We start from the raw sequence: 15,974 nt of genomic DNA on the forward strand, positions 1-15,974 counted from the left end.
CGGTCATGAACACCATCAAGATATTGGCTGGAAAACGAATCGCCGTACTCTCGGCCGACGGGTGCGAGCAGGCGGAACTGAAGACCCCGGTGGCGGCCCTCACCGAAGCGGGCGCCGACGTGACGCTCGTGTCGCTGCGGCGCGGGCGGATACGCGGGATGCACATGCACCAGCCCGGCGAGCTCGTCCGCGTCGACCAGACCATCGACGACGCCCAGGCGTCCGACTACGACGGCCTCTTCATCCCCGGCGGCTACGTCAGCCCCGACATCCTGCGGCAGTCGGCGCCGGTGCGTGCGTTCGTGCGGCAATGCGATGCGGCAGGCAAGCCGATCGCCCTGCTGTCCCAGGCGGCGCTGGTGCTCGTCTCGGCCGGACTCGCCACGCGCCGCATCCTGACGTCATGGCCCGGCGTGCGAGACGACGTCGTGAACGCGGGCGCGACCTGGCTGAACCAGGACGTCGTGCGCGATGCCCACGTGTTGTCGGGCCGCGGCACGCAGGACATGGCCGCGTTCGTACAGGCGCTAGTCCCGTTCTTCGCGGGCGAGCCCGCGGCGGCGCCGACGGCCGGCGCGCAATCGGACCCGGCGCAGGACAAGCCGCTGGAACAGCCGAACCAGTCGCTGCGCTGGCTCGCGGCGCCGTCGTTCGGCACGATGCTCAGCCTGGCGCTGCTGGGTGTCGGCGTCGTGGCGGCCCAGCGCGTCCGGCACAGGCACGCGGCCGCCGGCGCGCCCGTCGAACCGCACGGGATCGCCGCCGCGCCACCGGAGGCTAGTGCTCCCGCACCAGATTGAATTGCCTCGCCTGCCGCTTGTACGCGGCGACCGCTTGCCGGATGTAGCGGGTCAGCGCGTCCCCCGTGAGCGCGAGGGGATACAGCCCGCTCTGCGCGCGCATCCGTGCGAATTCCGGTGCGGACTCGACGCGGTCGAAGGCCTGGACCCAGCGGCGATAATCGGCTTCCGACACGTCCGGCCCCATCCAGATGCCGCGGATCAGCGGCCAGACCACATCGAAACCCTGCTCGCGCGCCGTCGGCACGGTGGCCAGCGCGCCGGGCAGGCGGCGGTCGGACAACACGGCCAGCACGCGCGCCTTGCCGGAGCCGGTGTACAGGCCCGTCTCGGACACGTCGCTCGATACCACCTGGACATAGCCCGCCTGCATCGCGACGAATTCCTCGCCGCCGCCTTCCAGCGCGACGAAGCGCAGGTGGAGCGGGTCGATCCCGGCCTGGCGCGCCAGCAGCGCCATCTTCATCCAGTCCTGGCTGCCGATGGTGCCGGACATGCCGATCACGATCTTCTCGGGGTCGCGCCGCAACGCGTCCATCAGGTCGTGCAGCGAGCGGTACGGCGAGTCGCCGGGCACGGCGATGACGCCATAGTCGATGCCGAGTCCGGCGACCCAGCGGACATCGTCGGGCGTGGCCTTGCCGAACTTGCCCTGGGCCAGGTTCAGCAACGAACCGCCGGAAAACGCGACGAGGGTGTCCGGCTCGCCACGGCGCTGCGACACGATCGTGTGCCACGCCACCGCGCCGATGCCGCCCGGCATATAGCTCAGCTTCAGCGCGGGCGCGCCCGGTTTGCCCTGCAAGGCCTTCTGGGCCAGCTTGCAGGTCAGGTCCATCGCGCCGCCCGGCTTCGACGGGACGAGGCATTCGGCCTCGGCCGGCTGCTTCGCCGTTGCCGGCGCCGCCAGCAGCAGCGCGGCGAACAGCGGCAGGAAGATGCGGTGTGCGTTCATGGGTCCCATCATACTCGCCGGTACGTGTGCGTCGGCGGATTCGTCAGTGCAGCTGCGACATCAGCAACAGGGTCAGCGTGACCGTGATCGCGCCGCCGATCCGCGTGGCGATCTGCGCGAACGGCATCAGCTGCATGCGCTCGGCCGCGGTCAGGATCGCGACGTCGCCCGTACCGCCCTGGCCGCTGTGGCAGGCATTGATGATCGCCGCTTCGATCGGATACATATTCATCTTGCGGCCGACGAAGAAGCCGGTCGCGATCAGGCTGGCCACCGTCGAGAAGATGATGACGAGGTTGACGACGTTGAATGCCGACACGAGCTTGTCCCAGGGCGTCATCGACGCGCCGATCGCGAACAGCAGCGGATACGTGACCGCGGTGGAAAAGAACTTGTAGACGATGTACGAGCTCTGCTGCAACTGCGGCGACACGAGGCGCGACAGCTTGAACATCACGGCCACGAACAGCATCGCCACCGGTGCCGGGAAGGCGAACAGGCGGAAGCACATCATGCCGACCATGTACAGCGAAATGGACGTGATGCCGGCCGCCGCGATATTGCCGATGTCGAAATTGCCGGACACCGCCTCGGTCTGCGGTTTCAGGTCGCCGTCGTCGTTCGGCTGCAGGCGGCCGTTGCCGGTCAGGTGGGGACGCTTCTTGCCGAGCGAATTCAGCATGCCGGACAGCAGGATCGCCGTCAGGCTGCCCAGCATCACGGGCGGCAGGACCTCGGCAAAGATATGGCCCTGTTCCTGTCCCAGGATGCCCGCGTAACCGATCGATAGCGGAATCGCGCCTTCACCGACGCCGCCCGCCATGATCGGCGCGACGAGGTAGAAGAAGGTGTGGTACGGACCGAGGCCCAGCACGGTGCCGACGGTGGTGCCGACGATGCCCGCCACGACCGAGCCGATGGCCAGCGGCACGAAGATCTTGAGGAAGCCCTTGATGAGCACCGCCCGGTCCATGCTCAGGATGCTGCCGACGATGATCGACGAGATGAACAGGTACAGGAAATTGGTCGATTTGGTGAAGTCGACGACGTTCTTCAGGACCGGCGTCGGCAGCAGCTTGCTGAACGCCAGGTAGGACGGGATGAACGTGGCGAAAATCGCCGCGGCGCCGATGTTGCGGAAGAACGGCAGGCGCTTGCCCAGCTCGGCGCAGGAAAAGCCGCCGACGGTCAGGATCGCGATCGACACGCAGATATCGTTCGGCACCTTGCCGGTCGCGACGAAGCCGCCGATCAGTGCCAGCAGCAGCAGATAGACCGGCAGCGGCACGATGCCGATGCGGACCTGCGCGATCCGGCGGCAGGCGCCCGCGAAGGAGGTGGCGGCCGGCTTGGCGTCGTCGTGCGCCGGCGTGTAGGTCGTCGTAGTCGTATTCATGGTGTGCTCCTCTTCTTGGCTCAGGCGCCGGCATTCCCGGCAGGTAGATATGGAATGCGGTGATACGGATGATCAGCCTGGTGAATGGAGCCCACTATAGCGACGCAACCCTTCAATTACCTTTCAGCCGGCGGGCGCGGCATAATGTGGACATGTTCCCATCCGTTTCCCTCGACGTCAGCGCCGCCATCAAGACTCTCCTGCTCACGCTCGACCTGCTCGGCACCTTCGTGTTCGCGCTCTCCGGCGCCGTGGCCGGCGTGCGCCGGCGGCTCGACCTGTTCGGCGTGCTGGTGCTGTCGTTCGTCGCCGCCAACTCGGGCGGCATCGTGCGCGACGTCCTGATCGGCGCGGCGCCGCCGGCGGCGATCCGCGACTGGCGCTATCTCGCCGCGTCGCTGCTCGCCGGCGTGCTGATCTTCTTCTGGTATCCGGGCATCAAGCGCCTGCGCAGCCCGGTGCTGGTGTTCGACGCGGCCGGCCTGGCCCTGTTCTGCGTGGCGGGCGCGCAGAAAGCCCTCGTGTTCGGCCTGTCGCCCGTGATGGCCGCGCTGCTCGGGATGCTGACCGGCGTCGGCGGCGGCGTCGCGCGCGACGTACTGCTGTCCGAGATCCCGGCCGTGCTGCGCTCGGACATCTACGCCGTCGCCGCGCTGGCCGGGGCAGCCGTGATGGTGACGGGCGACGCGCTGGGCCTGCCCGGCCCCGCGAGCGCCTGCGCCGGCGCGGCCCTCTGTTTCGGGCTGCGGCTGGCGGCCATCCAGCTCGACTGGCACCTCCCCGTCGCGCGCGCGGCGCGCCACGCGGCGGACGATGCCGAGGCGGCCGGGCGCCGCGACGAGCGCTAGCCGGCGCCCACTTACCCGAAAGATGCGCCACGGCCAGGGTTCACGACGCATTTCTGTGTACCGGCAGCAACGGAAGCGGTATTTCTCGAAACGGCGCACGTTCGTTCCGCCGATCTGACGTTTACGTCTTATGTCTTATATAAGAGTGAGGTACAATATCGGTCAGCACAGGCGAGTCACCCGCTTTCCTGATTTTCACAACGACTGAAAGAGCTTTTCATGTTAGCTGCATACCGCACCCACGTCGCCGAGCGCGCCGCCCTCGGCATCCCCCCGCTGCCCCTGTCGGCGGCCCAGACCACGGACCTGGTCGAACTCCTGAAGAATCCGCCGGCGGGCGAAGAAGCCTTCCTCGTGGACCTGGTCACGAACCGCGTGCCGGCCGGCGTGGATGACGCCGCCAAGGTCAAGGCCGCTTTCCTGAACAATGTGGCCAAGGGCCTGGAAACAAGCCCGCTGGTCTCGCGCGAACTGGCGACGCGCCTGCTGGGCACCATGCTCGGCGGCTTCAACATCAAGCCGATGATCGACCTGCTGGACGATCCGGTCGTGGGCAGCGTGGCCGCCGCGGGCCTGAAGAAAACCCTGCTGATGTTCGACTATTTCCATGACGTCAAGGAACTGGCCGACAAGGGCAGCGCCAACGCCAAGGAAGTGCTGCAGTCCTGGGCCGATGCCGAGTGGTTCACGTCGCGCCCGGCCGTGCCGGACAGCCTGACGCTGACCGTATTCAAGGTCTCCGGCGAGACCAACACCGACGACCTGTCGCCCGCCCCGGACGCCACCACCCGCCCCGACATCCCGCTGCACGCGCTGGCCATGCTGAAGAACGCGCGTCCCGGCATCGAACCGCAGGAACCCGGCAAGATCGGCCCGATCGCGCAGATCGAGGCGCTGAAGGCCAAGGGCAACCTGGTCGCCTACGTCGGCGACGTGGTCGGCACCGGTTCGTCCCGTAAATCCGCCACCAACTCGGTGCTGTGGTTCACCGGCGAAGACATCCCGTTCATCCCCAACAAGCGCTTCGGCGGCGTGTGCCTGGGCACCAAGATCGCCCCGATCTTCTACAACACCATGGAAGACGCCGGCGCCCTGCCGATCGAACTGGACGTCTCGGGCATGGAGATGGGCGACGTCATCGAACTGCGCCCGTACGAAGGCCGCGCCCTGAAGAACGGTGAAGTCATCGCCGAGTTCAAGGTCAAGTCCGACGTGCTGTTCGACGAAGTGCGCGCCGGCGGCCGCATTCCGCTGATCATCGGCCGCGGCCTCACCGCCAAGGCGCGCGAGTCGCTGGGCCTGGCCCCGTCGGCGCTGTTCCGCCTGCCGCAGAACCCGGTCGATTCCGGCCGCGGCTTCTCGCTGGCGCAGAAGATGGTCGGCCGCGCCTGCGGCCTGCCGGAAGGCCACGGCATCCGTCCGGGCACGTACTGCGAACCGCGCATGACCACCGTCGGCTCCCAGGACACCACCGGCCCGATGACCCGCGACGAGCTGAAGGACCTGGCCTGCCTGGGCTTCTCGGCCGACCTCGTGATGCAATCGTTCTGCCACACGGCCGCCTATCCGAAACTGGTGGACGTCAAGATGCACAAGGAACTGCCGGCGTTCATCGAGAACCGCGGCGGCGTCGCGCTGCGTCCGGGCGACGGCGTGATCCACTCGTGGCTGAACCGCCTGCTGCTGCCGGACACCGTCGGCACCGGCGGCGACTCGCACACCCGCTTCCCGATCGGCATTTCGTTCCCGGCCGGCTCGGGCCTGGTCGCCTTCGCCGCCGCCACCGGCGTGATGCCGCTGGATATGCCGGAATCGGTGCTGGTCCGCTTCAAGGGCGAGATGCAGCCTGGCGTCACCTTGCGCGACCTGGTCAACGCGATCCCGCTGTACGCGATCCAGCAAGGCCTGCTGACCGTCGACAAGAAGGGCAAGAAGAACATCTTCTCCGGCCGCATCCTGGAAATCGAAGGATTGCCGAACCTGAAGGTCGAGCAGGCGTTCGAACTGTCCGACGCGTCGGCCGAGCGCTCCGCCGCCGGCTGCACGGTCCACCTGGACAAGGCACCGATCATCGAGTACATGAACTCGAACATCACGCTGATGAAGTGGATGATCGCCAGCGGCTACCTGGACCGCCGCACCCTGGAACGCCGCATCAAGGCGATGGAAGCCTGGCTGGCCAAGCCGGACCTGCTCGCGCCGGACGCGGACGCCGAGTACGCCGCCGTCATCGAGATCGACCTGGCCGACATCCATGAACCGATCGTCGCCTGCCCGAACGATCCGGACGACGTCAAGACGCTGTCCGACGTCGCCGGCGACAAGATCGACGACGTGTTCGTCGGCTCGTGCATGACCAATATCGGTCACTTCCGCGCCGCCTCGAAGCTCCTGGAAGGCAAGACCGACATCCCGGTCCGCCTGTGGGTCGCGCCGCCGACCAAGATGGACCAGCAGGTGCTGACCGCCGAAGGCCACTACGGCACGCTGGGCCGCACCGGCGCGCGCATGGAAATGCCGGGCTGCTCGCTGTGCATGGGTAACCAGGCGCAGATCCGCAAGGGTGCGACCGTGATGTCGACGTCGACGCGCAACTTCCCGAACCGCCTCGGCATCGACACCCGCGTGTACCTGGGCTCGGCCGAACTGGCCGCGGTCTGCTCGACCCTGGGCAAGATCCCGACCCGCGAGGAGTACATGGCGCACACCGGCGTGCTTGCCCAGAACGCCGACCAGATCTACCGCTACATGAACTTCGACCAGATCGCCGAGTTCCGCGACGTGGCGGATTCCGTGACTGTCTGAGACTGAGCCTTCGGGCGTGCGAGGGCCGGGTCCTGTACCATACGGGGCCCGGCCCTTTTTACGTCGTCTCTCCTTTGAACAGCACCCCTCCTTTCGGCTTCCGCCGCGACCTGCACCGCTGGCGGCAACTCGTCACGCCCGCCTGGGTGGCGGGACTGGTCGACGGCGCCGGCATCGCCGCGCCACCCGCCGGCGAATGGCGCCTGTTCGAAACGGGATGCGGCGCCGGCGGCGCGTTCGCCGCCGGCCATATTCCGGGCGCCGGCTACCTCGACACGGCATGGTTCGAACACGGCCCGCTGTGGAACAAGGTGCCCGACGCCGCGCTGGAACGGCTGCTGATCGCCCATGGCATCCGCCACGACGTCACTGTCGTCCTGTACGGACGCAACCTCCTCGCGGCCGCGCGCGTGGCGCATCTGCTGCTGTATGCCGGCGTCGCCGACGTGCGCCTGCTCGATGGCGGTTTCGCGGCGTGGCGGCGGGCCGGGCTGCCGCTCGAACCGGGACCGCCGCGCCGTTATCCGGCCGCGGACGATTTCGGCACGGCGCTGCCCGCGCGTCCCGACTACCTGGTCGACATGGCCCGGGTACGCAACCTGCTGGCGCGCGGTGACGCCACGCTGGTCAGCATCCGCACGTGGCACGAATTCGTCGGCACGACGTCCGGCTACAGCTACATCGATGCGCGCGGCGACATTCCAGGTGCGCTGTGGGGCCGCGCGGGCATCGAGGGCGACGTCAACAGCATGGCCGCGTTTCATCGGGCCGATGGCCGCATGAAGCCCGCACAGGACATCCGCGCCATGTGGCGGAGCGCCGGGATCCATGCCGGCCGGCCCGCGGTGTTTTATTGCGGCACCGGCTGGCGCGCATCGCTGGCGTTCTTCTACGCCTGGCTGATGAACTGGGAGCGCATCGCCGTGTACGACGGCGGCTGGTGCGAATGGAGCCGCGACGGCGCCAACCCGGTCGTGTGCAGGGCCGGTTGCCATGCCGCCGGCGCGCCGCCGGACGGCGCCGCACAAGCCATACCGGCCTGAAAAAAGCAACGCGGAGTTATCGATACCAAAAAAGCATTGTCGGCACAGCCGAGGTGGCATAGAATCGCCGAAAGTTATCGATAACCAATCGACGGCCCGTCACGCACTCCCCGCGATGCCTGCCGCGCCCCGCCGATAAACCCTGTTCCACCACCATCACGACCATGCTTAAACCAATTTCCTGCCGCCTGCTCGCCATCGACGAGGGACGCCAACAGTTGTCCCTCATCGACACGGCCACCGACACCTTTCACTGGACACTCGACCTGTCCCCCTACCCGCTCGCGCGCGACCTGCAACGGCTCGACGCGCGGCGCGTGCTGGTCGGCTACGACCGCGGCTTCTTCGAACTGGACATCGAATCCGGCCGGGTCCTGGCGGCCTGCGCGCGCTGGACGGACGTCACGGCCGTCCGCCGCCGGCCCGACGGCAGCACGCTGGTGACGGGCTGGAACCTGGACGGCACGGGCGGCGTCAACGTGCTGACGCTGGACCGCGACCTGCATCTCGCGGCCATCGCGCGCCGCGACGGCGATTACGTGCGCCTGATGCGGACGACGCCGGACGGCACCTATCTGCTGTGCACCAACGACCACATCCTCGAGACGGGGCCGGACCTGTCGGAACGGCGCCGCTTCGCCGCGCCGGGCTTCGAGCACGCGTGGAAGGCCGAGCGACTGGAGGACGGCACGACCCTCGTGGCGGCGGGTTATGGGGCGTTCATGGTGGCGTTCGACGCGGCGGGCAACGTCGTGCATCGCTTCGGCGATGCGGCCCAGGTGCCGGCGGAAGTCGATCCGTTTTTCTATGCGAGCTTCGAGCAATTGCCAAATGGCCACCTGCTGGTCGCGAACTGGCAGGGCCATGGGCCGGACAACGGCCACAAGGGACGACAGCTGCTCGAGTTCGACGCCGGGCGCCAACTGATCGGCGCCTGGTCGGCGCCGCAGCGTATTTCGTCGCTGCAGGGCATTCTGGTCGTGTAGCGGCTCGTCAACGATACTCGCCTGCGTTGCGGCCCTGCAGTTGCTGGGGAGGCCGCAACGCCAGGCAACAAAAAACCCGCTGTCTCGATGAGAACAGCGGGTTTTTTGATGTTCCTGAATGTTCAGGAACGGTGTTCTGGCGGAGGCGGTGGGATTCGAACCCACGATACAGGTTTAAGCCCGTATGCTTCCTTAGCAGGGAAGTGCCTTCGGCCACTCGGCCACGCCTCCAGTCAGCTTCAACGTTTATGCGTCAGCGCTGAGTGCACGCATATTAATGGCCACACCTCGTTTGGTCAAGGAAGCACGGCCATTTTTTTGAAAAAAGTTAAGCTTGTTCCAGGTTAAAAGCCTTATGCAGCGAGCGGACGGCAAGCTCCATGTATTTCTCGTCGATCAAGACCGAAATCTTGATTTCCGACGTCGAGATCATCTGGATGTTGATGCCCTCTTCCGACAGCGTGCGGAACATCTGCGACGCGACGCCCACGTGGCTGCGCATGCCCACGCCCACGGCCGACACCTTCGAGACCTTGGCATCGCCCAGGATCCGCGCGGCGCCGATTTCGGCCTGGATGCTTTCCAGCACGCCCATCGCGCGCTGGTAATCGTTGCGCGACACGGTGAAGGTGAAATCGGTTTTACCGTCGACCGACTGATTCTGTATGATCATGTCGACCTCGATGTTCGCTTCCGAGATCGGACCGAGGATGTGGTAGGCGACGCCCGGCTTGTCCGGCACGCCCAGGACGGTGATTTTGGCTTCATCGCGGTGGAAGGCGATGCCCGAGATGACGGCTTGTTCCATGTTGCTTTCTTCCTCAAACGAAATCAGGGTACCCGAGTTGGCTTCTTCTTCGAGCGGCATCAGGGGGTCGGTCAGCGACGACAGCACGCGCGTCGGCACGCGGTAGTTGCCGGCGAATTCCACGGAGCGCGTCTGCAGGACTTTCGAGCCCAGCGACGCCAGTTCCAGCATTTCCTCGAACGTGATCTGGGACAGGCGGCGCGCTTCGCTCACGACGCGCGGGTCGGTCGTGTAGACGCCGTCGACGTCGGTGTAGATCAGGCATTCGTCGGCCTTCAGCGCGGCCGCGATGGCGACGGCGGAGGTGTCCGAACCGCCACGGCCCAGCGTCGAGATATTGCCATCCTCATCCATGCCCTGGAAACCGGTGATGATCACGATTCTGCCGGCATCCAGGTCGGCGCGCACGCGGGTGTCGTCGATCGACTGGATGCGGGCCTTCGTGAAGGCCGAATCGGTCTTGATGCCCACCTGCCAGCCCGTGTAGGACACGGCATCCTTGCCGCGCGCCAGCAGGGCCATCGCCAGCAGGCCCACGGACACCTGTTCGCCGGTCGATGCAATCATGTCCAGCTCGCGCGGGTCCGGCTGCGACATGATCTCTTTCGCCAGGCCGATCAGACGGTTGGTTTCACCGGACATTGCCGACGGGACAACGACGACTCTGTGGCCGGCGTCGTGCCATTTGGCGACGCGGGCCGCGACGTTTTTAATGCGTTCCGTCGAACCCATCGACGTACCGCCGTATTTGTGGACTATTAAGGCCATGACTGAAGGGATTTCCGCTTGTAAAAAATCAAATGAGCCTTTTACTCTACATGCTGCGCCGCAGAATCACAAGCCGTCAGGACACGAAATCTATACCGAATAGGAATATGGTAATGCGGAAAGAGCATTAGCCCGGGATGGCTGCCGTGGCGCTTTCCCAACGCAATGCGACGCGTCCCGGCCCGTCCGCCACATGCCGGCAATCCATGCCGAGGCCCGCGGCGAACAGCAGGTCGACGCCGGCGTTGACGATGGGCAGGCGCCCCCGCTCCCAGGCCGGGATGCCGCTGGCCTGGTAGTGCATCTTGAGGCTGCGCGTCGGGCGGTTGTGTGCCAGCCTGAGCCGTTCGCCGCCCTTGCGGAAATCGATGGCGAGAGACTGCCCCTGCAGCCAGGCGGAATCGACCCCGCGCTCGGCGGGGTCGAAGTGCAGCGTGCCGCCATAGTCCGGAAAATCGATGGCCGCCTCACCGTGCCAGACGAAGGCCTGGGCGTGCCTGTCGATGATGCCGGCGTCGTCCGGATCGCGCAGGCCGGCGAGTTCCGGCGGGTGCGGCACGAGGTGCAGGAGGTCGCGGTGGCGGCGCACCTGCACGTCGGGGTGCTCGACGAGCAATTGCGCATCGTCGCGCGCGGACAGGATCTGCGCCACCATCTGCGCGAGCCACGCCGTCGACGGCATCGCCAGGCGGCGTGTCGTGAACCAGTGGCGCAGCAGGTTGTCGATGCGGTCGCGGCTGAGCAGGCGCGCGCGCGCGAGGTCGAGCGCATCGCCCGCCAGGCAGGCGGCGAGGTCTTGCTGGCCCAGTTCGTCCAGCAGGCGCTGGGCCGAGCGCGTGTGGGCGCTGCTGCGCGCGACTCTCTGCTGGTAACCGGGAAACGCGACGGCGAGCGCCGGCATCACCTGGTGGCGCAGCGCGTTGCGGGCGTAGCGCGGATCGGTGTTGGACTCGTCCTCGACCCAGGCGATGCCCAGCTCGCGCGCGCAGCGTTCGAGATCGGCGCGTGCGACGCCAAGCAGCGGCCGCGCCATCGCCAGGCGCTCGTCGCCCAGCAGGCCGGGGGCGCGGTTGGCGGGGTCCATGCCGGACAGCCCGGCCGGACCGGAACCGCGCAGCAATTGCAGCAGCACCGTCTCGACCTGGTCGTCGAGGTGGTGGGCCGTCAGCAGCACGCCCGCGCCGTGGGCCCGGCACATCTCGCCCAGCGCCGCGTAACGCAGCTTGCGGGCGGCCGCCTCGATGCCGCTCTTCCCTTTCGCGACGACGACAGCGCGCCAGTCGAACAGGATGCCCAGCCCGGCGGCGGCGGCCGCGCAATGGTCGCGCCAGGCGTCGGCATTCGGGCTCAGGCCGTGGTGGACGTGCAAGGCGCAGACATCCAGTCCGTGCGCGTGCGCGAGGCGCAGCAGCACCATCGAGTCGAGGCCGCCGCTGAGGGCGACCGCGACGCGCGGCATGGCGGCGGGGAGATAATCTGCGCGCAGGGCCTCGACGGCCTGCGCGAACTGGGCGGCCGGACCGGACGCGGCGCCCGGCCCCTGGATACGACGGCTCACTCTTCGCGCGGCGTCGTTTCCTTGAACTTGCCGTAGGACATCAGCTTGGCGTGACGGGCATCGAGCAGGTCGCGCGTCTTCATGCCCTGGAACTGGCGCAGCGTGTCGGCCAGCGCGCGCTTGAGCAATTGCGCCATCTGCTGCGGATCGCGGTGGGCGCCGCCCAGCGGTTCGTTGACGATCTTGTCGATCAGGCCCATCGCCTTGAGGCGGTGCGCCGTCAGGCCCAGCGCGTCGGCCGCTTCGGCCGCGCGTTCCGACGTCTTCCACAGGATCGACGCGCAGCCTTCCGGCGAGATCACGGAATAGGTCGCGTACTGCAGCATCAGCACGGCGTCGCCCACGGCGATCGCCAGCGCGCCGCCCGAGCCGCCTTCGCCGATGATCGTGGCGATCAGCGGCACCTTCAGCTCGGCCATCACGTACAGGTTGTGGCCGATGGCTTCCGACTGGCCGCGCTCTTCCGCCTCGAGGCCGGGGAACGCGCCCGGGGTGTCGACGAAGGTGAAGATCGGCAGGTTGAACTTCTCGGCCAGCTTCATCAGGCGCATCGCCTTGCGATAGCCTTCCGGCTTCGGCATGCCGAAGTTGCGCATCGCGCGCTCTTTCGTGTCGCGGCCCTTCTGGTGGCCGATCACCATGCACGACTGGCCGTTGAAGCGGGCCAGGCCGCCCACGATCGACTGGTCGTCGGCGAACGTGCGGTCGCCATGCAGTTCATGGAAGTCGGTGAAGATCGCGTTCACATAGTCCATCGTGTACGGACGCTGCGGATGACGCGAGATCTGGGAAACCTGCCAGGGGGTCAGCTTGGCATAGATGTCTTTCGTCAGTTGCTGGCTCTTCTTGGCCAAGCGATCGATTTCTTCCGAGATGTCGACGGCGGAATCATCCTGCACGAAGCGCAGCTCTTCGATCTTGGAATCGAGCTCGGCAATCGGCTGCTCGAAACTGAGGAAAGTTGTTTTACTCATTGTACCTCCGGGTGTGTTCGTGGCCGCGGAAGATCATCCGCGCGGCGGCAAGGGCGTTATTCTATACCGGAACCGGATCCAGACTACGCCACAAATACCATGTGGCAACTGTCCGCCAGGGTTCCCAGTTGGCCGCCACCTCGCGCGCATCGCTGCGCGAGACTGGCTCACCGGAAAAATAATTCTGGCTGATGCCCTGGATCAGGCCGGGATCGTCCAGGGGCAGGACGTTCGGTCTGAGCAGATTAAATATCAAAAACATCTCGGCTGTCCAGCGCGTGATGCCGCGGATCTGGACCAACTCGGCGATCACGGCCTCGTCATCCATCTGCGACCACTGGTCCGCGTGCACACGCTTCGCCTTGAAGTGATCGGCCAGGTCGAGGATGTATTCGGTCTTGCGCTTCGACAGCCCGCAGCCGGCGAGCTCTTCCGCGCCAGCCTTGATGACCTGGGACGGCGTCATCTTCGGGCACAGCGCGCGCAGCTTCGTCCACGCAGACTCGGCGGCCTTGACGGTCACCTGCTGGCCGACGATGGACCGGGCCAGCGTCGTGAACGGATCGGGGTGGCCGCGCAGGTGCATGTCGCCGAACTGCGGGATCAGCTTGTTCATGATGCGGTCCCGACGCATGAGCTCGGCCTTCGCCTCCGCCCAATAGGCTGGGACGGAAGGCTGTACGTCCGGCGGCGCTGGGGCGGCGCCCGCGAGTTCCTTGGAAAGTGCCATGCTCGTTATCTGTCCGGGCGCTCTGGCGTCAGGCGCGACGCCAGTTGGTGCTGCCGTCCGGCTTGTCTTCGAGCACGACGCCGCCCGCCGTCAACCCGGCGCGGATCGCATCGGCCTCGGCAAAGTTGCGTGCCTTCTTGGCCGCGGCGCGGCGCGCGATCGCGTCGACGATCGCGGCTTCATCGAGACCGTCCTCGCGCGGGCTGCCGGCCTGCAGGAAGGCTTGCGGGCTGCGTTCGAGCAGGCCCAGCACGCCGGCCAGCGCCTTCAGCTGGCGCGCGGCCGTGAGCGATTTGCTCTTGTTGACTTCCGACGCCAGGTCGAACAGCTCGGCCACCGCCAGCGGCGTGTTGAAATCGTCGTCCATCGCTTCGCGAAAGCGCAGCGCGTGCGGTTCGTCCCAGTCGACGCCGACCGCCGCGCCGCCGATATCCGCTTCGGCCAGCGCCGTGTACAGGCGGGTCAGCGCGCCCTTGGCGTCGTCGATGTGGGCGTCCGAATAATTCAGCGGGCTGCGGTAGTGGGCGCGCAGGATGAAGAAGCGGATGACTTCCGGATCGTATTGCTTGAGGACGTCGCGGATCGTGAAGAAATTACCCAGCGACTTAGACATCTTTTCGTTATCGACCCGCACGAAGCCGTTATGGATCCAGTAATTGGCCATGGGTGCGCCGAACGCGCCTTCCGACTGGGCGATCTCGTTCTCGTGGTGCGGGAACTGGAGGTCGGCGCCGCCGCCGTGGATGTCGAAGTGTTCGCCCAGCATGGCGCACGACATGGCCGAGCATTCGATGTGCCAGCCCGGACGGCCCTTGCCCCATTTCGAATCCCATTTCGCCTCATCCGGCTCGGATTCCTTGGCGGCCTTCCACAGCACGAAATCGAGCGGGTCGCGCTTGCCCGTGTTCACGTCCACGCGCTCGCCGGCACGCAGGTCGTCCACCGACTTGCCGGACAGTTTGCCGTAGCCCGGGAAATTACGCACCGCATAGTTCACGTCGCCGTCGTCGCCCTGGTAGGCGAGTTCCTTCGTCTCCAGCCTGTCGATGATGGACAGCATCTGCGGCACGTACTCGGTCGCGCGCGGCGCGGCATCCGGCGCCAGGATACCCAGTGCGGACGTATCCTCGTCCATCGCCTTGATGAAGCGCGTCGTCAGCGCCGTCATGGTCTCGCCGTTCTCGACGGCGCGCTTGATGATCTTGTCGTCGATGTCCGTGATGTTGCGGACATATTTGACGTCGTAGTCCGATGCCTTGAGCCAGCGATAGATGACGTCGAACGCCATCATCATCCGGGCGTGACCGACGTGGCAGTAATCGTAGACCGTCATCCCGCACACGTACATGTTGACCTTGCCGGGTTGGAGGGGAACGAAAACCTGCTTGTCACGCGCGAGCGTGTTGTAGATCTTGAGTTGGCTCATCGGATGTTTGCTAGAGGGTTGGAGCATGACGCTCGAAACGCTGCCTTGCGGCGATGCCGGGACGTGGCGGGCGCGTCGGGAGTGTCAGGACCGCGATTCGGGGAAACCTTGTTCTTTTTGATAGAATCCGCAGTCCGTCGCAAAGTATAGCATTGATAAAATCCCGACTGGCCGCATATGCCTTAGGTTTATTTTTCTGCAAAACCCTTGACAGCACTTTGCTCTATATCCACCGAGAGGAAGCTACGATGCACGTCCTGAAATCGCCCGGCGCCCCGTTTGCCACCCGGTTTGCCACCCGTTTCGCCGCCGGCCTGGCCGCGCTGGCCCTGTCTACGGCCGCGTTCGCCGCCGAGCCGCAAGTCGCGTTGAAAACGTCGATGGGCGAGATCGTGCTGGAACTGAACCAGGAAAAGGCGCCCATCGCGGTGGCCAATTTCCTTAAATATGTGAAGTCCGGCTTCTACAAGGGCACCATTTTCCACCGCGTGATCGACGGCTTCATGATCCAGGGCGGCGGCATGGATGCCCAGTTCCACGGCCGGCGCACGAACAAACCGATCAAGAACGAGTCCAACAACGGCCTGTCGAACGAAAAGTATTCGGTCGCCATGGCGCGCGAATCGAATCCGGATTCGGCCACCTCGCAATTCTTCATCAACGTGGTCGACAATCCGGGGCTCGACTATCCAAACATGCAAGGGTCCGGCTATACCGTGTTCGGCAAGGTCGTGAAGGGCCAGGACGTCGTCGACAAGATCAAGGGTGTCCTCGTCGACGACATCCACGGCCTCGAGAACGTGCCCGTGACGCCCGTCACGATCCAGTCCGTGACCGTCCTCAAGGGCGATAAGCTAGTAAAATAACGAACTCGCAA

The 15,974-nt window shown here is 66.0% G+C and carries 13 protein-coding genes and 1 tRNA gene; 6 read left to right on the forward strand and 8 right to left on the reverse strand.

The features are described from left to right. The first annotated feature begins 5 nt into the window (after nucleotides 1-5). Nucleotides 6-800, forward strand: coding sequence for a DJ-1/PfpI family protein (locus U9J41_RS16915; protein ID WP_322403346.1), 795 nt, complete (start codon nucleotides 6-8; stop codon nucleotides 798-800). Here U9J41_RS16915 and U9J41_RS16920 read toward each other — a convergent pair. Together U9J41_RS16920 and U9J41_RS16925 are read right to left on the reverse strand one after the other, a co-directional pair. Continuing rightward, complete coding sequence (locus tag U9J41_RS16920) at nucleotides 778-1,755, reverse strand: tripartite tricarboxylate transporter substrate binding protein (RefSeq protein WP_322403347.1); 978 nt, start codon at nucleotides 1,753-1,755, stop codon at nucleotides 778-780. The two genes, U9J41_RS16915 and U9J41_RS16920, sit on opposite strands and share 23 nt — an antisense overlap. Before the next feature lie 43 nt (nucleotides 1,756-1,798). After that, nucleotides 1,799-3,151: a 2-hydroxycarboxylate transporter family protein gene (locus tag U9J41_RS16925; protein ID WP_322403348.1), complete on the reverse strand. Its 1,353-nt coding sequence runs from the start codon at nucleotides 3,149-3,151 to the stop codon at nucleotides 1,799-1,801. A gap of 152 nt (nucleotides 3,152-3,303) precedes the next feature. On the opposite strand from U9J41_RS16925, the gene U9J41_RS16930 reads away from it, so the two are divergent. From U9J41_RS16930 to U9J41_RS16945, 4 genes are all read left to right on the forward strand, one after another. Then, nucleotides 3,304-3,999, forward strand: a complete 696-nt coding sequence (locus tag U9J41_RS16930) for a trimeric intracellular cation channel family protein (protein ID WP_322403349.1) — start codon at nucleotides 3,304-3,306, stop codon at nucleotides 3,997-3,999. A gap of 219 nt (nucleotides 4,000-4,218) precedes the next feature. After that, on the forward strand, nucleotides 4,219-6,804 hold the full coding sequence (gene acnB, locus U9J41_RS16935) for a bifunctional aconitate hydratase 2/2-methylisocitrate dehydratase (protein ID WP_322403350.1): 2,586 nt from the start codon (nucleotides 4,219-4,221) through the stop codon (nucleotides 6,802-6,804). A gap of 74 nt (nucleotides 6,805-6,878) precedes the next feature. Next, a complete protein-coding gene (locus tag U9J41_RS16940) occupies nucleotides 6,879-7,847 on the forward strand; it encodes a sulfurtransferase (protein ID WP_322403351.1) in 969 nt (322 codons plus the stop codon). 164 nt (nucleotides 7,848-8,011) lie between these two features. Then, complete coding sequence (locus U9J41_RS16945) at nucleotides 8,012-8,833, forward strand: hypothetical protein (protein WP_322403352.1); 822 nt, start codon at nucleotides 8,012-8,014, stop codon at nucleotides 8,831-8,833. A gap of 137 nt (nucleotides 8,834-8,970) precedes the next feature. On the opposite strand, the gene U9J41_RS16950 is transcribed toward U9J41_RS16945, so the two are convergent. From U9J41_RS16950 to cysS, 6 genes are all read right to left on the reverse strand, one after another. Further along, nucleotides 8,971-9,064 (reverse strand) — tRNA-Ser (locus U9J41_RS16950). A gap of 97 nt (nucleotides 9,065-9,161) precedes the next feature. Continuing rightward, nucleotides 9,162-10,409 (reverse strand): aspartate kinase, encoded by a 1,248-nt coding sequence (locus tag U9J41_RS16955; protein ID WP_322403353.1) that lies wholly within the window; start codon nucleotides 10,407-10,409, stop codon nucleotides 9,162-9,164. 127 nt (nucleotides 10,410-10,536) lie between these two features. After that, nucleotides 10,537-11,967: a tRNA lysidine(34) synthetase TilS gene (tilS, locus tag U9J41_RS16960; RefSeq protein WP_322403354.1), complete on the reverse strand. Its 1,431-nt coding sequence runs from the start codon at nucleotides 11,965-11,967 to the stop codon at nucleotides 10,537-10,539. After that, complete coding sequence (locus U9J41_RS16965) at nucleotides 11,964-12,941, reverse strand: acetyl-CoA carboxylase carboxyltransferase subunit alpha (RefSeq protein ID WP_056435188.1); 978 nt, start codon at nucleotides 12,939-12,941, stop codon at nucleotides 11,964-11,966. The genes tilS and U9J41_RS16965 overlap by 4 nt, the downstream gene beginning before the upstream one ends. Before the next feature lie 61 nt (nucleotides 12,942-13,002). After that, nucleotides 13,003-13,671, reverse strand: coding sequence for a DNA-3-methyladenine glycosylase family protein (locus tag U9J41_RS16970; protein WP_322403355.1), 669 nt, complete (start codon nucleotides 13,669-13,671; stop codon nucleotides 13,003-13,005). 28 nt (nucleotides 13,672-13,699) lie between these two features. Next, entirely contained in the window at nucleotides 13,700-15,097 is a 1,398-nt protein-coding gene (cysS, locus tag U9J41_RS16975) for a cysteine--tRNA ligase (protein WP_322403356.1), read from the reverse strand. 248 nt (nucleotides 15,098-15,345) lie between these two features. On the opposite strand from cysS, the gene U9J41_RS16980 reads away from it, so the two are divergent. Beyond that, nucleotides 15,346-15,963, forward strand: coding sequence for a peptidylprolyl isomerase (locus U9J41_RS16980; protein ID WP_322403357.1), 618 nt, complete (start codon nucleotides 15,346-15,348; stop codon nucleotides 15,961-15,963). The last annotated feature ends 11 nt before the right edge of the window (nucleotides 15,964-15,974 follow it).

The organism is Massilia luteola (genome assembly GCF_034420155.1).
Classification (GTDB): domain Bacteria; phylum Pseudomonadota; class Gammaproteobacteria; order Burkholderiales; family Burkholderiaceae_D; genus Telluria; species Telluria luteola.